The sequence below is a fragment of the Candidatus Methylopumilus rimovensis genome (genome assembly GCF_006364615.1).
In the GTDB taxonomy this organism is placed as follows: domain Bacteria; phylum Pseudomonadota; class Gammaproteobacteria; order Burkholderiales; family Methylophilaceae; genus Methylopumilus; species Methylopumilus rimovensis.
This window is the reverse complement of the sequence record NZ_CP040986.1, coordinates 1,032,854-1,054,520: the sequence shown is the minus strand read 5'-3', so window position 1 is coordinate 1,054,520 and position 21,667 is coordinate 1,032,854. Positions and strand designations below refer to the sequence as shown.

Annotated in this window: 22 protein-coding genes; 11 read left to right on the top strand and 11 right to left on the bottom strand. The window is 34.6% G+C overall.

Annotation, left to right across the window (positions count from 1 at the left end; genetic code table 11):
* The first annotated feature begins 64 nt into the window (after positions 1–64).
* Complete coding sequence (locus FIT61_RS05410; protein WP_139873771.1) at positions 65–709, top strand: SURF1 family protein; 645 nt, start codon at positions 65–67, stop codon at positions 707–709.
* Positions 696–1,280 (top strand): SCO family protein, encoded by a 585-nt coding sequence (locus tag FIT61_RS05405; protein WP_139883717.1) that lies wholly within the window; start codon positions 696–698, stop codon positions 1,278–1,280. The genes FIT61_RS05410 and FIT61_RS05405 overlap by 14 nt, the downstream gene beginning before the upstream one ends.
* On the opposite strand, the gene FIT61_RS05400 is transcribed toward FIT61_RS05405, so the two are convergent.
* Entirely contained in the window at positions 1,281–1,775 is a 495-nt protein-coding gene (locus tag FIT61_RS05400) for a peroxiredoxin family protein (protein ID WP_139873769.1), read from the bottom strand.
* A gap of 90 nt (positions 1,776–1,865) precedes the next feature.
* Here FIT61_RS05400 and FIT61_RS05395 point away from each other — a divergent pair, with 90 nt between their 5' ends.
* From FIT61_RS05395 to FIT61_RS05380, 4 genes are read left to right on the top strand one after another with little or no spacing between them, the layout of a single operon-like run.
* Positions 1,866–2,852, top strand: coding sequence for a COX15/CtaA family protein (locus FIT61_RS05395; RefSeq protein ID WP_139883715.1), 987 nt, complete (start codon positions 1,866–1,868; stop codon positions 2,850–2,852).
* Positions 2,845–3,756 (top strand): heme o synthase, encoded by a 912-nt coding sequence (gene cyoE, locus FIT61_RS05390; protein WP_139873767.1) that lies wholly within the window; start codon positions 2,845–2,847, stop codon positions 3,754–3,756. Before FIT61_RS05395 ends, cyoE begins: the two co-directional genes overlap by 8 nt.
* Positions 3,757–3,776: 20 nt before the next feature.
* Complete coding sequence (locus tag FIT61_RS05385; RefSeq protein WP_139883713.1) at positions 3,777–4,250, top strand: c-type cytochrome; 474 nt, start codon at positions 3,777–3,779, stop codon at positions 4,248–4,250.
* 6 nt (positions 4,251–4,256) lie between these two features.
* A complete protein-coding gene (locus tag FIT61_RS05380) occupies positions 4,257–5,069 on the top strand; it encodes a symmetrical bis(5'-nucleosyl)-tetraphosphatase (protein ID WP_139873765.1) in 813 nt (270 codons plus the stop codon).
* Here the strand turns inward: FIT61_RS05380 and FIT61_RS05375 are convergent, their stop codons facing one another.
* Together FIT61_RS05375 and FIT61_RS05370 are read right to left on the bottom strand one after the other, a co-directional pair.
* On the bottom strand, positions 5,070–6,005 hold the full coding sequence (locus tag FIT61_RS05375) for a carbohydrate kinase family protein (RefSeq protein WP_139883711.1): 936 nt from the start codon (positions 6,003–6,005) through the stop codon (positions 5,070–5,072). It lies immediately after the preceding gene.
* Positions 6,002–6,415 carry a CopD family protein gene (locus FIT61_RS05370; RefSeq protein WP_139883709.1) on the bottom strand — a complete coding sequence of 138 codons (414 nt, stop codon included), beginning with the start codon at positions 6,413–6,415 and terminating at the stop codon, positions 6,002–6,004. The genes FIT61_RS05375 and FIT61_RS05370 overlap by 4 nt, the downstream gene beginning before the upstream one ends.
* A gap of 203 nt (positions 6,416–6,618) precedes the next feature.
* Here FIT61_RS05370 and FIT61_RS05365 point away from each other — a divergent pair, with 203 nt between their 5' ends.
* On the top strand, positions 6,619–10,482 hold the full coding sequence (locus FIT61_RS05365) for a DUF3683 domain-containing protein (RefSeq protein WP_139883707.1): 3,864 nt from the start codon (positions 6,619–6,621) through the stop codon (positions 10,480–10,482).
* A 3-nt stretch (positions 10,483–10,485) separates the two neighbouring features.
* On the opposite strand, the gene FIT61_RS05360 is transcribed toward FIT61_RS05365, so the two are convergent.
* The 3 genes from FIT61_RS05360 to phoB all read right to left on the bottom strand — a co-directional run bounded on the left by FIT61_RS05360 (position 10,486) and on the right by phoB (position 13,255).
* Entirely contained in the window at positions 10,486–11,112 is a 627-nt protein-coding gene (locus FIT61_RS05360) for a hypothetical protein (RefSeq protein ID WP_244925189.1), read from the bottom strand.
* Between the two features lie 87 nt (positions 11,113–11,199).
* A complete protein-coding gene (gene phoR / locus FIT61_RS05355; protein WP_139883705.1) occupies positions 11,200–12,501 on the bottom strand; it encodes a phosphate regulon sensor histidine kinase PhoR in 1,302 nt (433 codons plus the stop codon).
* A 67-nt stretch (positions 12,502–12,568) separates the two neighbouring features.
* Entirely contained in the window at positions 12,569–13,255 is a 687-nt protein-coding gene (gene phoB / locus FIT61_RS05350; protein ID WP_139873760.1) for a phosphate regulon transcriptional regulator PhoB, read from the bottom strand.
* Positions 13,256–13,396: 141 nt separating this feature from the next.
* Here phoB and FIT61_RS05345 point away from each other — a divergent pair, with 141 nt between their 5' ends.
* From FIT61_RS05345 to nusB, 3 genes are all read left to right on the top strand, one after another.
* On the top strand, positions 13,397–15,067 hold the full coding sequence (locus FIT61_RS05345; protein ID WP_139883703.1) for an OFA family MFS transporter: 1,671 nt from the start codon (positions 13,397–13,399) through the stop codon (positions 15,065–15,067).
* Between the two features lie 82 nt (positions 15,068–15,149).
* Positions 15,150–15,599, top strand: coding sequence for a 6,7-dimethyl-8-ribityllumazine synthase (gene ribH / locus FIT61_RS05340; RefSeq protein ID WP_139873758.1), 450 nt, complete (start codon positions 15,150–15,152; stop codon positions 15,597–15,599).
* Complete coding sequence (gene nusB, locus FIT61_RS05335; protein WP_139873757.1) at positions 15,599–16,060, top strand: transcription antitermination factor NusB; 462 nt, start codon at positions 15,599–15,601, stop codon at positions 16,058–16,060. The genes ribH and nusB overlap by 1 nt, the downstream gene beginning before the upstream one ends.
* Here the strand turns inward: nusB and FIT61_RS05330 are convergent.
* From FIT61_RS05330 to FIT61_RS05310, 5 genes are all read right to left on the bottom strand, one after another.
* Positions 16,057–16,776: a UDP-2,3-diacylglucosamine diphosphatase gene (locus tag FIT61_RS05330; RefSeq protein ID WP_139873756.1), complete on the bottom strand. Its 720-nt coding sequence runs from the start codon at positions 16,774–16,776 to the stop codon at positions 16,057–16,059. The two genes, nusB and FIT61_RS05330, sit on opposite strands and share 4 nt — an antisense overlap.
* A 2-nt stretch (positions 16,777–16,778) precedes the next feature.
* Positions 16,779–17,264 carry a peptidylprolyl isomerase gene (locus tag FIT61_RS05325; protein WP_139873755.1) on the bottom strand — a complete coding sequence of 162 codons (486 nt, stop codon included), beginning with the start codon at positions 17,262–17,264 and terminating at the stop codon, positions 16,779–16,781.
* 21 nt (positions 17,265–17,285) lie between these two features.
* Positions 17,286–17,780, bottom strand: coding sequence for a peptidylprolyl isomerase (locus tag FIT61_RS05320; RefSeq protein ID WP_420886433.1), 495 nt, complete (start codon positions 17,778–17,780; stop codon positions 17,286–17,288).
* Positions 17,781–17,841: 61 nt separating this feature from the next.
* On the bottom strand, positions 17,842–19,089 hold the full coding sequence (locus tag FIT61_RS05315) for a L,D-transpeptidase family protein (protein WP_139883701.1): 1,248 nt from the start codon (positions 19,087–19,089) through the stop codon (positions 17,842–17,844).
* Between the two features lie 3 nt (positions 19,090–19,092).
* Entirely contained in the window at positions 19,093–20,181 is a 1,089-nt protein-coding gene (locus FIT61_RS05310; protein ID WP_139883699.1) for a L,D-transpeptidase Cds6 family protein, read from the bottom strand.
* A 125-nt stretch (positions 20,182–20,306) separates the two neighbouring features.
* On the opposite strand from FIT61_RS05310, the gene cysS reads away from it, so the two are divergent.
* On the top strand, positions 20,307–21,665 hold the full coding sequence (cysS, locus tag FIT61_RS05305; RefSeq protein WP_139873751.1) for a cysteine--tRNA ligase: 1,359 nt from the start codon (positions 20,307–20,309) through the stop codon (positions 21,663–21,665).
* Positions 21,666–21,667 lie beyond the last annotated feature (2 nt).

Here is a 21,667-nt window from a genome sequence, read left to right as displayed (position 1 = left end):
GTTATTACCTACTCTGATATTTATTATATTTTTTACTCTTTTTATTAAATTAGGTTTTTGGCAGATGGATCGTGCCGATCAAAAAAAGATAATTAATATGGCATTTGTCGAAAGACAACATCAGCCACCAATAGAGTTAAATAAAGAAACTATCCAAATGCCAATAAAGGACATTATTTGGCATCATGTTACTTTGAGTGGAGAGTTTTTAAATGAAAAGAATATTATCCTAGATAATCAAATTCGTGAAGAAAAAGCAGGTTTTCTCATTTATACCCCTTTTAAAATTTTAGATTCTAATGGAGTTATCTTAATTAACAGAGGCTGGTATCCTCTAACTAATTCAAGGAAAGATATTCCTGATATACCTCCTATTAAAGAGATGCAAACAATTGAAGGTGAAGTGAGTCAAATGCCGTCTTCTGGTATTTCACTAGGAAAAGTTTTAACTGAAAAATTAAATGAGTCATCTTTTAGGATTCAGAAGATGGATTATGATATTTTAAAATCCTTAATAAGCAAAGATTTAATGAGTTATGAAGTTAAACTCAAAAAACCAATTTTTGATAAGACTTATATTTTAGATTCCGGTATTCCAGTTCCTGATAGCGATAAAAACTATGGCTATGCATTTCAGTGGTTTGCGATGGCATTTACTCTTTTCATTATTTTTATAAGATTAGGCGCACAAAAAAATGATGATAAGTAATATTCTTAAATCACGGTTAAAACTAATCAGTATTATCTTGTTGTTTTTTATGCCTGTAATTTATGCATGGTACTTAGTTTTTTTTACAGACTTTAAAATAGATTCAAAGGGAGTGGAGCATGGGCTTTTAATTCGCCCAATTATTCAGATTGGTAATTCTGAATTATTTGAGCCAATAAGTAGGGAAATTTATCAATTGACTGGAAAATGGACATTAGTTTCTTTTGTCGAAAATAAATGTGATAAGGCATGTGAATTCCAATTATATGAATTAAGACAAATCTGGCTTGCATTAGGTAAAGATGCTAACAAAATTCAAAGGCTGGCTATAGCCAAAGGTAATGACTTAATTTCATCTGAACAAATTAAATTGAGCCAAGGTCAGCTTTTATTAAAAAATGGTAGCGATTTGAACAGACTACATAACCTATTTAAATCCTACCCAGACTTTAATAATGAGTCTATCTATTTGATAGATCCTTATGGTAATTTGATGATGCAATATAAAAAAGGAACAAATCCATCTGGAATAATTAAAGATTTAGAGCGCTTAATAAGAATTTCGAAGTAATTAGGAATTTAGATGCTTTTTCAAAAGAACATTCAATTTATTAAAATCTAGCTCCCCAATAACTTTATCAATGATTTTTCCATTTTTATCAATAAGTATTGAAGTCGGAGTAAGGCGAATGTCCTCAAATGATCGTGCAATTTGACCATCAACATCCAATACAACAGGAAAAGGTATTTTATTCTTTTGAGTAAAATTTAAGACCTGATTGGGCGGGTCATAACTCATAGATACAGCAATAATTTGTAAGCCTTGCCCCTTGAATTGATTATATATATCAGTAAGACCTGGCATTTCTTTGATGCAGCCTGGACAGTCAGTTGCCCAAAAATTGATGATTGTGAAATTGTTTTTATTCTGATAAAGCTTTATTGCTTCACCAGTAATTGAAGTAACCGCAATTTCAGGAACTTTTTTATTTGTGGCCAATGACAAAAAAAATAAAACTAGAAGAGTTAATAAAACTAGTAATAGCCAGAGAGATTTTTTTGCCATATTAAAGTGAATGTTATAATTCTTTCATAGTAATTGAATTACTTCATATGAGTCTAATCGATATTAAAACAAATTTATAGAAATTTAATTATGCAGCTTTTTAAAAAAATTACTTTATTTACAACAATTATGGCTTTTTGTTTAATTGTTTTGGGCGCATATGTAAGGCTATCAGATGCTGGTTTAGGGTGCCCAGATTGGCCAGGATGTTTTGGAACGCTAACTGTTCCAGAGAGCCAAATGGCTATTGAAAAAGCTCAGCATACTTTTCCTGATCAAATTATAGAAAATGGCAAAGCTTGGAAGGAAATGGCTCATAGATATGTAGCGGGTATATTAGGGCTTCTCATTCTAATAATTGGGGTATTAGCCCATAAAAATAAAAAATCTTTAAAAGTAAATATCCTTGTCCCATATAGCCTACTGGCCCTTGTATTTTTTCAAGCCATGTTAGGAATGCTTACAGTTACACTTTTACTAAAACCTATTATTGTAAGCGCTCATTTAATAGGTGGCATGACAACCTTAGCTATACTCACTTATATAAGTTATGAACATTTCAACAAAAATTCAAAATTGACTTTAAAGAATGACATAATTTTTTATATGACAAGATTTAGTCTTATACTAATTTTTATACAAATCTTTTTAGGGGGTTGGACTAGCACTAATTATGCTGGTTTAGCTTGTACAGACTTTCCAACCTGCCATGGTGAATGGATCCCTAATATGGACTTTAAGAATGGATTTAATATATTTAGAAATTTAGGTCAAACTTTTGAAGGGGCGCCAATTAGTCTTGATGCACTTCAGGCAATCCAGTGGATACATAGAATAGGGGCTGTAACTGTGATTATTTATTTTAGCTATTTGTCATTTACATTAATGAAATACAAACAATTGAGATTTGAGTCAATGCTGCTATTAGCCTTACTAGCGGCTCAATTTATTATAGGGATTGCTAATTTGATGCTTCATCTCCCAATGGTCTTGGCTGTTAGTCATAATCTAATAGCAGCTTTATTAGTCATCATAATGACAGTAATAAATACAAAAATTAAAAAACAACATGCTTAGTGGCATCCCTAAAAAAAATATTTTTAATCTTAAAACTAACTTAAAGAATTTTTTAGTTCTCTGCAAGTTACGAGTTAATTCTCTTATTGTTTTTACTGCCGTGATTGGAATGTTTTTAGCTACTCCAGGAATGGTGCCATTTAATCTACTCTTAAGTTCTATTCTTGGTATTGGTTTTGTTTCCTGCGCAGCAGCAGCTTTTAATTGTTTAATTGAGCAAAAAATAGATGCCATAATGGCAAGGACAAAAGGGAGGCCTATAGGAACAGGACAATTGTCATCTAAACAAACTATAATCTATGCAACTATTTTGGGCGGTGTTGGGTTACTTATTCTCTATTATTATGTGAATGCATTAACGATGTGGCTTACTCTCGCAACTTTCTTTTCTTATTCTGTTATTTACACAATTTTTCTTAAGCCTGCTACGCCAATGAATATTGTGATTGGCGGAGCTTCTGGCGCTATGCCTCCAATTTTAGGATGGGCAGCTGTTAATAATACTGTTGGGCCGGAGGCGTTAGTATTGTTTTTAATTATTTTCTGCTGGACCCCTCCTCACTTTTGGGCGCTAGCGCTTTATCGCAGAAATGATTATGCAAAGGTTGGTATACCAATGTTGCCTGTCACACATGGTGAGTCTTTTACATTGCTTCAAATAGTTCTCTATACAATTATTTTGATTATCGTAACTATGTCGCCATTCAGCCTTGGTATGAGCGGACTTATTTATTTAATTTGCGCCACAATTCTTAATGCTTTCTTCTTGTACTATGTAATTATGCTATATAAAAATTACTCAGATAGGTTGTCTATGAAAACATTTAGGTACTCTATAATTTATTTAAGCCTAATTTTTTCTGCGATGTTAATTGATCATTATTTTAAATTTACTCTTTATTAAGATTACAAAAGGATAATTAAATGAATTTAGAAAAAGAACAAAATGTGTTATATGAATTAATGGCAATTATTGTTGGAGCAATTGTAGGCGGCATTTTATTCATTTTATTCTTAACCTATGATTTTAAGAGCGATACTAGCTCTAATGTTATGGTAGAAAGTAAAGTTAAAGAAAATATTCAGCCAGTGGCGCAGGTAGAGTTAGCTAAGCCTATTCAAGAAGGATCAGCTTCGGGGGGGAAATCAGGAGAAGAAGTCTACAAAGCTGTTTGTTTAATGTGCCATCAAGCTGGTATGTTAAATGCCCCAAAACTTGGTGATGTGCAAGCTTGGGCTCCAAGAATAGCTCAAGGCTATGAAGTGCTTGTTCAGCATGCCATTAAAGGAATTCGCTCTATGCCAGCAAAAGGAGGCAATGCATCTTTGTCTGACAATGAAGTTGCTAGTGCGGTCTTATATATGTCGAATTCATCAGGCGCTAACTTTAAAAAATAATTATTCATGGCAATTTACGCAATTGGTGATATTCAAGGTTGCTATTATTCTTTTCTAGATCTACTAAAAAAAATTAAATTTAAACGCGGCAGAGATCAGCTTTGGCTCGTTGGTGATTTAATTAATCGTGGTAAGGGATCATTAGAAATTTTAAGATGGTGCTATAAAAATAAATCCTCAGTGACTGCCGTATTAGGCAATCATGATCTTCATGCATTAGCTATCAAATATAAAGTCATTGAGTCAGACGATGAAGATACTTTGTCTACCCTTCTTAAAGCAAAAGATTCAGATTTACTTTTTAAATGGTTAAGATCCCTACCTTTAGCACATTATGAAAAAAAACACTTAATGGTTCATGCAGGTGTAATGCCTCAATGGACTATTAAGAATACTCTCAAATTCTCAAAAGAAGTAAGCACGCAACTCCGTAGTAAAAAATATAAAGAATTTTTATCTTCCATGTATGGTAATAAGCCAGATAAATGGTCGAGCACTTTAAATAAAAATGATAAAGCTAGAATCGTTATTAATGCGACAACGAGACTAAGGGCTTTAAATTCAGACGGAGCTATTGATTTTACTTACAAGGGGGAGCTAAAAAACATGCCCAAAAAATTAAAAGCTTGGTTTGATTTTCCTAAACGAAAAACTAAGGACAATCCGATTATTTTCGGCCATTGGTCAGCTCTTGGTCTTGTGACAAGAGGAGATGTTTTTGCAATTGATACAGGATGTGTTTGGGGTAGAACTTTAACAGCCTTAAGACTTGATGACAAATCAGTATTCTCAGTAAAAACCAACTCAAAAGATATTTAGCTAGCCATTCTCTTCAACTAACTTTTTTGTATAAATTGTTTCGATATCATCTCTGGTTGGACGATGATTTTGTCCGCCTTTATTTTGAATTTTAATAGACCCCATCACGGATGCTAAACGACCTATTGATTGCCAATCCCATTTTTTAGAAATTCCATAAAGCAAGCCTGCGCGATAAGCATCGCCACATCCAGTAGGGTCAACAGGCGCTTCAACTTTAATAGGATCGATCTTATATGTTTTGTTGTTAGCATAAATGATTGAACCTTCAGCACCCATCGTGACAATTAATGCCTCTACTTTTTTAGAAATTTCTTCTATACAGAGAGAAGTTTTCTCAGACAAAAGAGTAGCTTCGTAATCATTCACTGCAATATAAGTAGCATCATCAATAAACTCTAAAAGCTCTTCGCGATTAAACATTGGCAAGCCTTGTCCAGGATCAAACATAAAGGGGATATTAAGCGCCTTACATTCTTTAGCATGATTCATCATGCCCTCTTTGCCATCTGGAGCAATAATTGCCAAGCATACACCATTAGTTTTTTTAATTTTATTTTGATGAGATTCCACCATAGCCCCTGGATGAAAGGCAGTGATTTGATTATCACTCAAGTCAGTTGTGATGAACGCCTGAGCTGTAAAGAGAGTTTTGATTTCCTTGATATGCTCAGTATTAATATCATTTTGATTAAGCCAGTCAAAATAAATTGAAAAATCATTACCTACTGTTGCCATGACAAGAGGATTTTCATCAAGAAGTTTAAGATTGTAGGCAATATTTCCTGCAGTACCCCCAAATTCTTTTCTAAGTTCTGGTACGTAAAAAGCCACACTTAACTTATGGATACTTTCAGGCAAGATATGATTCTTAAATTGATCTTTGAATACCATGATGGTATCAAAAGCCAATGAGCCACAGATTAATATGCTCATGCTGGTTTAAATTCGACTAGGTAAATTATGGCAATAAGAGCTAATACAGGCACTTCATTGAACCATCGAAAATATATATGAGTATGCTTATTTTTATTATTTTTAAAGTCAATAAGATATTTAAAACATAAATAATGATAAATGAGCAATAACATTACGAGACCCACTTTAATTTCAAGCCATTGCTCAGTAACACCGAAGAGATTCCAAAGCCATCCTCCAAAAAGTATGGTTAGGAAAGCCCCAGGCGTCATGATGCCAAAAAAAAGCTTTCTTTCCATAATTATGAATCTTTCGTGACTAATTTTATCTTTACTCATTGCGTGATAAACAAAGAGCCTTGGTAAATAAAAAAGGCCAGCAAACCAGGTCACCATAAATACGATATGTAAGGTTTTTATCCAGAGCATTTGGCTAATTCCGAGTAATTAATCTGAACTTTATTGAAGTCATTGGGTTCATAAAAGATAATAAAAAAGGTTATCTAAACTAAGTAAATCAAGCCCATATTTTAACTGAATTTTTTGCCCAAAAGTTCAATAACCCTATGGCTTATAACGTTGTTAGCAATTCTCCTACATGTTATGCTCATGCTTAAAGTAAATACATTTAAATGAACGCCCCAATACTCAAATCTATTTTTAAAACCCAACCATTTCCAATCAATCGATTGCGTGAAATACCATATAACTATACTTCGTTTTCAGACCGAGAAATCGTTATTCGATTTCTAGGTGAAAATATCTGGAACATCTTAAATGAACTAAGAGATGAAAGAAAAACAGGCCGATCCGCGCGAATGCTTTTCGAAGTGCTTGGCGATTTATGGGTGGTTAATAGAAATCCTTATCTTCAAGATGATCTCTTAGAGAATCCAAAGCGACTCAAAGCACTAGTAGATGCGATGTATCATCGAATTCATTCTATTGAAGAACGGAGTTCTGGAAATGCAAAAGTTATGGAGCTCGCTGATGCAGCTAATAAGGCAGTCAAGACTTTTGAAAGCGATTTTAAATTAGTTAAAAAACTTAGGAAAAAGATTTTTTCTAAATTAAAAAAATTTACCAAAAAAGATAATATTCAATTTGATGGTTTAGCAAGAGTATCTCATGTCACTGATGCAACAGATTGGAGAGTTGAATATCCATTTGTTGTGATAAATCCAGATCGCGAAGAAGAGATAGCATATATTGTAAAAGCATGTATTGATCTTGAATTAACCATTATCCCAAGAGGAGGTGGAACTGGTTATACCGGTGGCGCTATACCACTTACGCCATTTTCGGCAGTAATTAATACTGAAAAGCTCGATGATATAAGTAACGTTGAATACCAAAATTTACCTGGTGTCAGCGAACGAGTTCCTGTAGTCAAATGTGGCGCTGGTGTTGTCACAAGACGCGCTATGGAAATGGCATCAAATAACGGCCTTGAATTTGCTTGTGATCCAACATCGGCGGACGCATGTTGTATTGGCGGAAATATTGCGATGAATGCGGGTGGCAAGAAAGCGGTGCTTTGGGGAACGGCTCTAGATAATTTAGCCTCTTGGAAGATGGTTGATCCTGATGGTAATTGGATTGAGATTGAGAGACTAAATCACAATCTTGGTAAAATTCACGATGTTGATTTAGTTCATTTTAAAATTAGCCGTTATAAACCGAATGGCAATGACTTAATTAACGAGCCAGAGATTTTAGAAATTCCAGGAAGCAGTTTTAGAAAGATTGGATTGGGTAAAGATGTTACTGATAAATTTTTGAGTGGTCTTCCAGGCGTTCAAAAAGAAGGATGTGATGGACTTATCACATCTGGTACTTTTATTCTTCATAAAATGCCTAAATATATAAGGACTGTATGCTTAGAATTTTTTGGAAATGTATCTCATGCGGTTCCTGCAATTGTTGAAATCAAAGATTATTTAGATCAATCTGATAATACGCTCTTAGCTGGTCTAGAGCATATGGATGAACGTTATATTAAGGCGGTTGGTTATAGCACTAAAGCAGCGAGACAAGAACGTCCTCGTATGGTCTTGATTGCAGACATTGCAAGTGATGATGAAGATGCTGTAGGGTTGTCCGCTTCTCAAATCGTACAGATTGCTAATTCGAGAGATGGCGAAGGTTTTATAGCGGTATCACCAGATGCGAGAAAACGTTTCTGGCTTGATCGCGCAAGAACAGCAGCTATTGCAAAACATACCAATGCATTCAAGATTAATGAAGATGTCGTTATTCCGCTTCCAAAACTTGGAGAATATTCTGATGGTATTGAAAGAATTAATATTGAACTTTCAATTAGAAACAAATTAAAACTCTTAGATGACCTAGAAACTTTTATTGAGCACGATAAATTTCTTTATGAAGAAGAAGGCTTAAATTCAGACCCAGAGCTTAATCAAGTTAAGCAAAAAATGAGTATTGATTTGATTCATGGATTGAGAGAAAAATGGGGTCAAATGCTCGATAATTTGGATAGCCCACTTTCAACGCTTCTTGAAAGACATGATGATATTGAATATAAGTATGAAAATATATTTAGAGCGCTTCAATCTTATGATTTAAGAATTTCATGGAAAAAAGAGCTCAAAGAGCCACTCCATGAAATTTTTAGCGGAAGAGAGTATCAAAGCTTTTTGCTTAAGCTGGATCAAATACATAAAAATACTTTAAAGAGCAGAGTATTTATAGCGCTTCATATGCATGCCGGAGACGGTAATGTCCATACTAACATCCCAGTTAATTCAGACGACTACCAAATGATGCATGAGGCACATGAAGCAGTAGCAAGAGTAATGGCTTTAGCTAGAAGTCTTAATGGCGTCATTTCTGGTGAACATGGTATTGGTATTACCAAAATGGAATTTTTAGATGAGAGCACAATTGAAGCATTTGAGAAATATAAAAATAAAGTAGATCCTTTCGGGCATTTTAATAAAGGCAAACTACTTCCAGGATCTGGTTTAGAAAATGCTTATACACCAAGTTTTGGACTATTAGAACAAGAATCGATTATTATGGAACAGTCCGCTATCGGAGAAATAGCAGATTCAATTAGTGATTGTTTGCGCTGTGGAAAGTGTAAGCCCGTATGTACAACACATGTTCCGCGCTCTAATTTGCTTTATAGCCCAAGAAATAAAATTTTAGCAACCTCTCTTCTTATTGAGGCATTTCTATATGAAGAGCAAACAAGGCGTGGCATTTCTCTTAAACATTTTGATGAGTTCAATGATGTCGCTGATCATTGCACGGTCTGCCATAAATGCTTAAATCCATGCCCTGTAGATATTGATTTTGGTGATGTTTCAATTGCAATGAGAAACTTTTTAAGAGAGCAAGGCAAGCGTCATTTTAGTCCGGGTACTGCATTGGCTATGAGTTACTTAAATATGAAGGATCCTGTCACCATTAAAATCATGAGAACTTTGATGGTTGATTTTGGCTACAAAGCTCAGCGAGCTGGACACAATTTATTGAAAAAAATCGGTAGTATTAATTTCTTTAAAAAAAATCCACCTTCAACAATTGGCAAGGCTCCAATCAAGTCTCAGATTGTTCATTTCTTGAATAGGCCTATGCCAAAAAATATGCCCACTAAGACCTCAAGAGCTCTCCTTGGCATTGAAGATGACAAAGTGGTTCCTGTGATTCGAAATCTACAAAAAATTAATGAAGATTCTGAAGCAGTATTCTATTTCCCTGGATGTGGATCCGAAAGACTTTTCTCCCAGGTAGGATTAGCGACGCAGGCGATGTTATATGAAGTTGGAGCTATTACTGTTCTGCCGCCAGGATATTTATGCTGCGGCTACCCACAAACGTCATCTGGTAATCACGATAAAGGTCAAAAAATAACTTCAGATAATCGCGTCCAATTTCATAGAGTAGCAAACACACTTAACTATTTAGATATTAAAACAGTGATTGTGTCTTGTGGCACTTGCATGGACCAATTACAAAAATATGAATTTGAAAAAATATTTCCTGGCTGCAGATTATTAGATATCCATGAATACCTTATGGAAAAAGGGATAAAAATGGAAGGTGTGTCTGGTACAAGATATATGTACCATGATCCTTGTCATAGTCCGATGAAAACATATGCGCCTACTAAAGTTACTAATGCCTTGATGAATACAGATGTACCATTAAATGATCGTTGCTGCGGTGAATCCGGAACCTTTGCTGTCGGCAGGCCAGATATTGCAACGCAAGTAAAAAAGAGAAAACAAGAAGAAATTGAAAAAGGCATTCAAAAAATGGGTATTGATCAACCAGAGTCATTAGGAGAAGTTAAAATTCTTACTTCTTGCCCCTCTTGCTTGCAGGGATTAGCTCGTTATGGCGAAGATACAAATACAACAGCTGATTATATAGTTGTTGAATTAGCGAAGAACCTACTAGGCGCTAATTGGATGCAAAATTATGTAGAAAGCTCAACCAAAGGCGGAATTGAAAAAATACTTTTATAGCTTCTAAATTGGTATTAAAAGACCGGTAGCTAAATTTTGAATAATTTTTGCAATACTTCGCTCCATTTTTTCTGAAAGCGTAAAAGCAAGAAAATCCGTTCTGCCAATAATTTTTCCAAACTCTCGCTCAAAGGATAAGTTATTTTCTTTTTCAGTTAATTCATTCGTAAGTAAGAAAGGTTTTCCAGAGCTATTTTTAGAATTAGAAAGTTTCCAGACTGCCATTTCAATATTGCGAGATGTGTTATATAAAAGCTGAGGATCAATTGAATCAAATAAATAGAATTCTTTTTTACCTCCATGAGCTTTTATAAGCATTGTGTAAATACCTACAATAAAAGGAAGGACACGATCGCCTTTATATTCTTCGTTAAAAGCGAGGTAGATCGCATCAGTGCTTTGAGCATTATTTATGGCATCAAAATTCCAGTTGTGATTGCCATTGAAAACCCAATTAACCATCTTTTCCACATCATCTGAGGTGCTCTTCTTTAACTCCGAAGGATTTCTTTTATAAAGCTTAATCATGAGCGTTTGTAAGCTTTGGATATTCTCTCTAATTTCATGGTCAGCCATGCGATCAAAATCAGTTTTACCAAATTGATTTCCAGATTGTCTATCTGGTTCCACTATTTCTTTAGCGCTTGAATTTTGAATTACGCAGAAGATGGATAATAACAAATAAAAAAATATGCAATAAAATTTATTCTTATTCATTTATTTTTTTAAGGACAATCTCTCTTGCGGGAAGATTATTTTAAATTGGCTGCCTTTGCCTATTTGACTATAAATTTCTATTTGGGCTTGATGTCGAATACATATGTGCTTAACAATAGACAGTCCTAATCCAGTGCCACCTGAATTTCGACTTCGATCAGCATCTATTCTGAAGAAGCGTTCTGTAAGCCTTGGAATTAATTTTTCATCAATACCTATACCTGAATCTTGTACTTCAAAGAAAGGTTTTTGATCTTTAATATCCCATATTGCGTTGATATTGCCGCCCTTTTTGGTATAACGTATAGCATTGCTAATAAGGTTTAGAAAGGCGCTATAAATTTCTTTTTCATGCCCTAATAAAGCGATATTTTTATTGATGGACATATTAATTTTATGTGATTTTCTTGATAAAAATTCAGAATCTTTTTTTAGCTTTTTGAAGAGTTCAGTCATGTCTATTTCTTTTTTTTCTGCAGGTGCTGCGTTAGATTCTATGGATGAAAGCTGAAGCAGATCTTCAACTAATTTTTTCATTCGATCCGACTGCTCAAGCATCATTTGGAGATAAGGGAGCGTTTTTACATTGAATTCATTTTTCATCTCAGAAAGTGTTTCTAAAAATCCAACAATGACAGTCAATGGTGTTTTTAACTCATGTGAAACATTTGCAATAAAATCGCGTTTAATAGAATCATTTTTTTCAATTTGTGTAATATCTCTGCAGATAAGCAGTTTTTGACTTACACCAAAGGGAACTAGAAGTATCTCGAATGATCTGCCTGAATTTCGCCAGGAAATTAACTTAAGCGTACCGTCGTATTTGTTATCATTGAGATATTCAGTAAACCTCGTTTCACGTAATAAATAATTAATAGGTTGATTGATATCCTTAGTTAGCTGAATATCAAGCATTTTTTCAGAAGGTTTGTTGCACCATTCAATTTCATTATTTTGATTTAATGCAATAATTCCATCAGGAATAGCTTCGGCAGCAGTCATAAATCTACCTAGCGTAGTCGTAAGCTCAGATTTACTCTTTTTTTGTTTTCTATATTCTCGATAAAGTATTGCAAAAATTTCTTCCCATATACCGGATCCATTAGGAATGGTCGATAAATTTGGATTTTTAAGCCATTTGTTTAGACGATAAATCCAATAGACATGAGAAAGTAAATAAACAAATATGCATGAAATGAAAAAAAATAAAGCAACTTCTAAGCTTTTAAACCCCCAAAATATTAGAGATAAAAAAGATACAAGTAATAAAACCCAAAAAGTATTCCAACGGATATCTTGCAATGTTTTTTCTCGTTAAAAACGTACGAGTATTATAGCGAGTAATAGTTGAAAGTGATCCAGGTAAATTCTATTTTGTAGAAAATCTATAACCAGAGCCACGAATGGTTTGGATTAGATTTTCATGCTGAGATTGAGCAAGAATATTTCTTAGTCTTCTAATATGAACATCTACCGTTCGATCCTCAATAAAAATTTGACTTCCCCAAACTTTATCTAATAGCTGACTTCTTGAGTAAACTCTTTCCGGGTTGCTCATAAAAAAATGGAGGAGTCTAAATTCTGTTGGACCCATTTCCAATGGTTTATTATTTCCAGTCACCCGGTGGGATACTGGATCCAATTCTAAACCATTAATTTTTAAAAGATCTTCAGTAAGCTCAGGAGCTTTTCTTCTGAGAACAGCTTTGATTCGAGCATTGAGTTCACGAGGACTAAAAGGTTTTGTAATATAGTCATCAGCACCAACTTCCAAGCCTTTGACTTTATCTAACTCATCACTTCGAGCTGTTAACATGATAATAGGAATTGTCTTTGTTAAAGCATTACTGCGTAATTTTTTTGCAAAGTCTATACCTGACATGCCGGGCAACATCCAATCAAGCAAAATAATATCGGGAAGTGCCTCACTAATCAGTTTTTCTGCATGCTCAGCACTTATTGCTCTTAAAGGGTTGTAGCCCGCTTGAGAAATATTGAGGGCTAAAAGCTCAAGAATGGGGCTTTCGTCTTCAACGATCAATATATTTGCTTTCATAGTTTCTTAATATTAATAGATTGGTTATGATCGTATGACATTAATATGACATTTTAATGACATTATCTAATCCATAAAGAATTAGATAATATTTTTTTATGATTAATTTAATATTGAATGATTGATTTTCGGAGAATGTGTATGCCCAACTTTTTTTCAAAAGAATATATCACCGCTAAAGCTTCCTATAATCGTTGGTTGGTTCCACCCGCTGCATTAGCCATTCACCTTTCAATTGGTATGGCATATGGATTCAGTGTTTTTTGGAAGCCTCTGGGAAATATATTAACAGGCGGCGATGGAAAACCTTTGGCCGCTTGCTCTGCTGGGGCAACAACTTTTGCAGATAAGCTTCATGGAACACTTCGAGCTTTAACTGCTACCGACTGTAACTGGACTCAATTTGATTTAGGATGGATGTACACCTTATTTTTTGTTCTTTTAGGGTGTTCCGCAGCACTCTGGGGAAGCTGGTTAGAACGAGCCGGCCCTAGGAAAGCAGGCCTTGTATCTACTTTATGCTGGTGTGGGGGATTATTACTTTCTGCATTTGGTATCTATACGCATCAACTTTGGATGATGTGGCTTGGAAGCGGCGTCATTGGAGGTATAGGTTTAGGCTTAGGATATATTTCCCCTGTCTCTACGCTCATTAAATGGTTCCCAGATAAAAGAGGTATGGCAACTGGCATGGCGATTATGGGTTTTGGAGGGGGTGCTATGATTGGCTCCCCGCTTGCCACTTCGTTGATGACAAAATTTTCTTCAGAAATTAACGGTATTACTCAGCCTGGAATTTGGCAAACATTTGTTGTTTTAGCCATTATTTATAGCTTTTTTATGATTTCAGGTTCTTTAGGTTATCGCGTACCACCGTCAGGATGGAAGCCAGCAGGATGGCATCCACCTATGAACAAAAGTAACAATATGATCGCGGTTAATCATGTACATTTAAATAAGGCACATAAAACCCCACAGTTTTGGTTTTTATGGATAGTGCTTTGTATGAATGTATCAGCAGGCATTGGCATTATTGGGGCAGCAGCGCCTATGCTTCAAGAGACGTTCGGTGGCGCTTTAATTGGCCATGAAGATCTGGGTTTCGCAGATCTTAAAAAAGATGAATCTTTATTAGCGCTTGCAGCGGCTGTAGGCGCTGGATTTGTGGGATTAATTTCCTTATTTAATATTTTTGGCCGTTTTTTCTGGGCTAGCATTTCTGATCAGTTAGGAAGAAAACTGACTTATATCGTATTTTTTACCCTTGGTATTTTGATGTATGTCACTGCTTCCTATATGGCAGGATCAAAATCTTTAGCGCTCTTTGCCGCATGTTTTTGTATTATTGCTTCCATGTATGGCGGAGGATTTGCAACGATACCAGCTTACTTAGCCGATATGTTTGGCACTCAATTTGTAGGTGCAATCCATGGAAGAATCTTAACTGCTTGGTCAACAGCTGGCATCCTAGGCCCAGTAATTGTTAATTATATGCATGATATGAGAGTTGAAGCACAAGTTCCTTTTTCAGAAATATATGCACCTATCTTCTATATATTGGCATTGATGCTTGCTGTTGGATTTATCGCGAATCTTATGGTGAGACCTGTCGCTAAAAAATTCTTTATGACTGACAAAGAGTTATTAATTGAAAAAAAATTAGCACATGAGAAATTCATGTCAGCAAAAGAGGTGATTGGAAAAGCCGAAAACACACCCTTGATCACTTTGCTTGCCTGGTCAGCTGTTGGTATACCTATCTCTTATGGGGTTTGGAGCACCATACAAAAGGCATGGATATTATTTCATTAATTAATATAAAAACTAAAGATGGCTCTCATATAAGTTAAAATTACTTTTTTGTTTAAAAAGAAATTTAGAAGGACTTTGTGAATTGAGAGAGATTGTAAAAAATTCAAATGGAGAGTCATTTTCCATTGGTATAGTGATGTCAGAATTTAACCCTCATGTTGGCGAAGCTTTGCTTAAAGCCTGTCATCATGAGCTTCTTAAGCTTGGTGTAAAAGATGATCGCATCGTATTGGCAAAAGTCCCTGGTGCCTTAGAAAGTCCTTTGGCTCTTAAAAAGATGGCGCAATCAAAAAAATTTGATGCGCTAATTGCATTGGGCGCTGTAATAAGGGGAGAAACTTTTCATTTTGAAGTGGTAGCAAATCACTCAGCAAAATCAATTATGGATGTTCAATTGGAATTTAGTATGCCAATTGTTAATGCAATACTAACTACCGAGAACGATGAGCAAGCTATGGAGCGGACTTCGGTTAAAGGTGCTGAGGCTGCCCAAGTTGCCATACAAATGATTCATTTATTAAAGTCAGTCTAATGTTAGAAACACAGCCAAATAAAAAGAAAAAAAAGCTTGTAAATAATAGGCGTAAATCTAGAGAGCTTGTGATGAAAAGTATTTATCGTGGCATCTTAAATCAGTTTGATGTTAATCAAATTAAAAAAGATATTAAAGATGACCCAGACTACCTAAAGGCCGATGAAGTTTTTTATCAGAATCTTTTTGATGGGGTCATGAGTAATATGGATCAATTAAATAGTGAAATTTCAAACTTCATTGATCGGCCTATTGAAAAACTAAGTCCTATAGAGCATTCAATCTTATGTATTTCAATTTATGAGCTTATTTATGACACGACTATTCCATATAAAGTAGCTATTAATGAAGGCGTTGAGTTAGCTAAAACCTTTGGTGGAATCGAAGGCTATAAATATATTAATGGCGTATTGGATAAAGTAGCAGAAAAAAGAAGGCACTTAGAATTTTCTAAAAATTAAACTCGGTGTGTTTCGATGCCTTGAGCACTTAGAATCAAATAACTCCCTTGTTCATACCAATCACCTAAAACAATACGTTGTATTTGATGGCCGTCAAGATTAATTGAATGTTGATTTGGCCTATGTGTATGCCCATGAATTAAAAAATCCGGATAGTTAAATTGGATGAGAGTTCGATTTACTTCATCAAGATTTACATCCATTATTTCTACAGATTTCTTTTTTTTATTTAATTCACTTTCTTTTCTAAATTCATTTGCAATAGAGACTCGTTCAGAAAGAGATTTTTTTAGAAATTTATTTTTCCATGATTCACTTCTAATTTTATCTCTAAAGGATTGATATTCAATATCATCTGTGCAGAGAGTATCTCCATGACATAGGAGTATTTTCTTTCCGTAAATTTCGACAAGTATCGGATCATGTAATAAAACAGCACCTGTCTTTTTTTCGAAGGCTGATCCTATAAGAAAATCTCTGTTACCATGCATTAAAAAAACTTGAATATGTCGATTCGTTAATTTTTTGAGAGCTTCAATTACATTTTCGTGTTGGTTTGAATCATCGCCTATCCAATATTCAAAAAGATCCCCAAGTATGTAAAGCGCATCGACTTCATTGGTAACTTTATTTAAAAAGCTTACAAAAGCATCAGTGATACTTGGGCGGCTTTCGCACAAGTGAATATCTGATAAAAATATAGTTTGATTAGGCAATATTAATCAATAGTGACATTGAGAATCGTTACAGTTTCACGAGGGACATCTTGATGGCCGCCTGAGTTACCTGTTGCAACTTTTTGAATTTTATCTACAACATCAGTCCCTGAGGTAACCTTTCCAAAAACACAATACCCCCAGCCGTCTTGTCCTGGGTAATTTAAGAAATCATTATTGTTTACATTAATGAAGAATTGGCTTGTGGCTGAATCAGGAATGGAAGTTCTTGCCATGGCAATAGTATATTTATTATTTTTAAGACCGTTATTAGCTTCATTTTTTATGGGATTTTCAGTGGACTTTTGTTTCATTGAGCCATCAAACCCACCCCCTTGAATCATGAAGCCGTCAATTACTCTATGGAAAATTGTGCCATTGTAATAACCACTTTTCGCGTAACTTAAGAAGTTTTCGACAGTAATGGGAGCTTTGTCAGCATCAAGTTCTAAAACAATATTACCTAAACTGGTTGAGAGTGTAATCACTTAGATTCCTTTATTAAAATATTAATTGATATGTTTTGCATTAATGATTATGACAGGCCTAATAGGCACATCCGAAAAGCCCCTTGAGTTAGCTGTAGGTAATTGGCCAATTTTATAAACTACATTCATGCCTTCGATGATTTTTCCAAAAACACAATAACCGATAGCGCTTGGTTCAGGACTTGTGTAGTTTAAAAAATTATTGTCGATAAGATTAATAAAAAATTGAGCCGTTGCAGAGTTAGGGTCATTTGTTCTCGCCATTGCAACCGTTCCCGCGCTATTTATTAATCCATTATTGGATTCATTAGCAATCGGAGGCTGGGTCTTTTTTTCTGACATGTCTCTTGTAAATCCACCACCTTGAATCATAAAGTTACTAATGACTCTATGAAACACAGTTTCTTTATAAAACCCGTTATCGACATAGTATAAAAAATTACTGACTGTTTTTGGCGCCTTATCAGGGTAAAGTTCAATTTTAAAGTTGCCCTGATTGGTTTCAAATTCAACAATTGGATTGGCCGCATAAGACAAAGGTGAAAAGAAGAAAAAAACAAAAAATAACTTAATTAAATTAAGCGCCGCCTTCATACATTATTCTCCATTCATTATTTTCATTGATCCAATACTGTCTTTTATTCATTTTATTCATAATTGTAGGACTTTTATAATCTTGTATAAAATCTACTAAAACTATTTCATTTTCTGTATTTGGGTAATCAAAGAATGAAATTTCGGATAGCCCGACAGAAACCTTAGCTTTTTGAGACTGTATCAACTTTTTTCTCTCTGCCCATGTGTCGAAGTTATCCTTCTCGCTGAAAAAATTTTTTGAATAAAACTTGAGGTAATTGTCAGTATCTTGGTCTTCCCAATTTTTTCTCCAAGTCTCTATAGCATTAACAAGGGAAAGTTTTTTTTCAGTTAAATTTTTATTGGCAGACTCTAAATCTTTTAGCGAACGAAAAGAAATGATAACTGGGATTTTATTAGTATCTAAAACAGAGGATAGCTTCATTAAATCAGGATTGCTTAATACAATACATCCATCGCTTGCGAGCGGCGCTCTGTTGTAGGTTGTTTTGGGGGTTCCATGAAGCCATATGCCCGAGCCATTTCGTTTATTTTTTCTATCAATCTCATTTGGATAACTTAAAGGATAGGCTGCATCCCCATAAAAATCTGATAATGATTCTTTGATCTTTTTGCCTGTAAAGTAGACACCTACCGGTGTTTTCTTGTCACCTTCATATTGTTTGCCAAATCCATTCTTACCTATAGATACATAATAATCATCTTTATAAGTAAGTTTTCCATTAATATTTTCGTATAAATAAAGTCGGGAGTTAACTGCATCAACATAAAAAAGATATTTATCCTTTTCATTTAGTTGGGCAAAAATTTTAGGTTCGTTTTGAAGGTTAAGACTATTAAGATATCTTTCAATTCTTACTTTTGCTTCATTTTTAAAATTTTCAATCTCTTCTTTTTTTTCACTTTTATGTTCATCTCCAATACCACTAATTTGCTTTGCATGCGCTAAAAGCAAATCGCCTTGAATAAGATAGGCTAATTTAAAATTAGGTGTTTGTTTGATAAGGGTATCTATCGTTTCGAGTGCTATATCTAATCTTCCTTCAGAAATTTCTACTAAAGATTTAACAAGCATTTTCTCAGGCGATTCATATCTTAATTCAGCGGTATTGAAATTTTTGTTTGATAGAAATACCTCTTCACTTAAAGATTGAGGAATATAAAAAAGCGCAAAGATTAAAAAAAAGAAGAATTCTTTTTTTGGGGAATTGTTGATGAAGGTTTCCATCAATTACTGTTTGCCAGAATACTCTTGCTCAATAAGCCATGCAGAACCATCTTTTCTTAAGATGAGAGTTTTGCTTGAGATTTGACTTAATTTATTCGACGTATATTTCTGTTTAAAAGTTACTTGAGCAAAACTATCACCCTTTCTTGATATTTTTGCTTCAGATACTTCCACAGTAATTATATCTTTACCTAAAATTCTATTTTTTCTTGAATCTTGCCAGTCAGAGAAGCTTTCCCCGTTAGGCGTTTTGAAGTTAGGAGAATATTTAACTAAATAGCCATTAATATTTTTTGATGACCAAGCTTCAGCCCAATCAGTAATGAAGTTATTAATTTCTGATTCACCAATATTAGAAACATTATTTTTAACCGCAGGCGCTTCTTGAGGTAAATTCTTTGGCGGTTGAGTATTCGGAGTGACCGAAGTAGTTGATGAAGCGGTATTTGCCGGTGTCGCTTGGGCTATTAACGGCTTCTTATTGACATCATTATTAGTGGCTACTTGAGCTGGGGTCGAAATAGGCGTGGCTGGCGGTTTAATATCATTTGCATTGAAGAGTTTTTTAATAAGAGATAATTTTGTTTTAGCTTGTACATTTGTTTTGTCAATTTCCAAGGCTTTGTTGTAGGCGACTGTAGCGCGTTTCGTATAAAGATCACCTAAGTTAACATGCGCGGTTGCATAGCTAGGATGAGTTTTGATAGCTGATTCAAGTGCCTTTTGCGCTTTATCATAGTCACCTAATTCAGCGTAAAGTACCGCTAAGTTATTAAATGGTTCAGGCAAACTTGGATGTTTTTCGGTGAGATAAGTAAATGCTTGTATAGCTTCGTTATATTTTCCGAGCTCAGCATTAACAACCCCTTTAATAAAAATGACCTGAGGATCATTCGGGTTTGTTTTAAGATATTGATCGATTTGTTGAGCCGCTTTTTCTTTTTCGCCCTTTTCAATCAATTGCATGATTGATTTAAAATCGTCAGCCGCATAAATTTCATTTGCGATAAAAAATGTAGATAGAGATAAAAGGATAAACAGTAAAAAACCTTTTAAATTCTTAATATTAGAACATTCGTTTTTTTGAGGCATGGTATGATTTACCCTAATAAATTTAGCATAATTCTACCAAATAGCACCCTTATCATCTATATGTTATTTATGAATAAGCCCTTCACTATCTCCTTGTTTTTCTTAGCCTTACAGGCTTATTTGTAATGATTAAAATCTATAACACCCTTTCAAAAAATAAAGAGACTTTTAAGCCTATCCAAAAAGGGCAAGTAAACATGTACGTTTGTGGTATGACTGTTTACGACTTATGCCATATTGGACACGCACGAGTGATGGTTATTTTTGACGTGGTAAGGCGTTGGTTTGATATTTCAGGATATAGCGTCAATTACATCAGAAACATTACTGATATAGATGACAAGATTATCAATCGCGCCATTCAAAATAACGAGTCTATACAAAACCTTACTCAAAGATATATAGATGAGATGAACGCCGATGCAAGAGCCCTTGGTGTTATAAATCCTTCTAAAGAGCCAAAAGCAACCGAACATATTCAAGACATGGTTTTTATGATTCAAACATTAATTGAAAAGCAACATGCTTATCTTGCTAAAAATGGAGATATTTTTTATTCAGTAAGATCTTTTAATGAATATGGGAAGTTATCAGGTAAATCAATTGAAGATTTACGTGCAGGCGAGAGGGTTGATATTGACCAAAATAAGCATGATGAATTGGACTTCGTTTTATGGAAGTCTGCAAAACCTAATGAGCCTAGCTGGGATTCGCCTTGGGGTAAAGGAAGACCAGGCTGGCATATCGAATGTTCGGCTATGAGCTCTCATTATCTTGGACATCATTTTGATATTCACGGAGGCGGACAAGACCTTCAGTTCCCTCATCATGAAAATGAAATTGCTCAATCTGAAGCCGCTCACGATTGTAAGATGGCTAATTATTGGATGCATAACGGCTTTGTTCGGGTTGATGATGAAAAAATGTCTAAGTCCCTTGGAAATTTTTTCACGATTCGGACAGTGCTTGAAAAATTTGATCCAGAGGTAGTAAGATTTTTTATTTTAAGAGCTCATTATCGAAGCCCTTTAAATTATTCAGATGCTCATCTTGATGATGCAAAATTAGCATTACAAAGATTATATGTAAGTTTAAGAGGGTTTAATATTGAACATGATGATGTAGATTGGAATCACCCATTAGCAGGTAAATTCAAAGAAGCTATGGATGATGATTTCAATACCCCAGAAGCTATTTCTGTTCTATTTGAATTGGCTAATGAGATTAATAAAAATAAGTCTGCGCCACTAGCTAACTTACTTAAAAGTCTAGCAAAAACAATTGGCCTTTTAGAAAGAGATCCAGAGGCTTTTCTAAAAGGAGACACAAAAACTTCTCTTGATATTGATGCATTAATTTCTCAAAGACATGAAGCGAAAGCCGGCAAAAATTTTAAAGAAGCGGATCGTATTAGATCTTTATTGCTTGCAAATGGTGTTGTGTTAGAAGATACACCCCAAGGGACTATTTGGAGAAAAGAATAAGT

Bases quoted from the DNA above. Each gene is read 5' to 3' on its own strand.
- FIT61_RS05400 (WP_139873769.1), bottom strand. From the start codon at position 1,775: ATGGCAAAAAAATCTCTCTGGCTATTACTAGTTTTATTAACTCTTCTA.
- FIT61_RS05385 (WP_139883713.1), top strand. From the start codon at position 3,777: ATGAATTTAGAAAAAGAACAAAATGTGTTATATGAATTAATGGCAATT.
- FIT61_RS05375 (WP_139883711.1), bottom strand. From the start codon at position 6,005: ATGAGCATATTAATCTGTGGCTCATTGGCTTTTGATACCATCATGGTA.
- FIT61_RS05370 (WP_139883709.1), bottom strand. From the start codon at position 6,415: ATGCTCTGGATAAAAACCTTACATATCGTATTTATGGTGACCTGGTTT.
- cyoE (WP_139873767.1), top strand. From the start codon at position 2,845: ATGCTTAGTGGCATCCCTAAAAAAAATATTTTTAATCTTAAAACTAAC.
- nusB (WP_139873757.1), top strand. From the start codon at position 15,599: ATGTTAGAAACACAGCCAAATAAAAAGAAAAAAAAGCTTGTAAATAAT.
- FIT61_RS05365 (WP_139883707.1), top strand. From the start codon at position 6,619: ATGAACGCCCCAATACTCAAATCTATTTTTAAAACCCAACCATTTCCA.
- phoB (WP_139873760.1), bottom strand. From the start codon at position 13,255: ATGAAAGCAAATATATTGATCGTTGAAGACGAAAGCCCCATTCTTGAG.
- FIT61_RS05405 (WP_139883717.1), top strand. From the start codon at position 696: ATGATGATAAGTAATATTCTTAAATCACGGTTAAAACTAATCAGTATT.
- cysS (WP_139873751.1), top strand. From the start codon at position 20,307: ATGATTAAAATCTATAACACCCTTTCAAAAAATAAAGAGACTTTTAAG.
- FIT61_RS05345 (WP_139883703.1), top strand. From the start codon at position 13,397: ATGCCCAACTTTTTTTCAAAAGAATATATCACCGCTAAAGCTTCCTAT.
- FIT61_RS05410 (WP_139873771.1), top strand. From the start codon at position 65: ATGGATCGTGCCGATCAAAAAAAGATAATTAATATGGCATTTGTCGAA.
- FIT61_RS05395 (WP_139883715.1), top strand. From the start codon at position 1,866: ATGCAGCTTTTTAAAAAAATTACTTTATTTACAACAATTATGGCTTTT.
- FIT61_RS05310 (WP_139883699.1), bottom strand. From the start codon at position 20,181: ATGCCTCAAAAAAACGAATGTTCTAATATTAAGAATTTAAAAGGTTTT.
- FIT61_RS05380 (WP_139873765.1), top strand. From the start codon at position 4,257: ATGGCAATTTACGCAATTGGTGATATTCAAGGTTGCTATTATTCTTTT.
- FIT61_RS05315 (WP_139883701.1), bottom strand. From the start codon at position 19,089: ATGGAAACCTTCATCAACAATTCCCCAAAAAAAGAATTCTTCTTTTTT.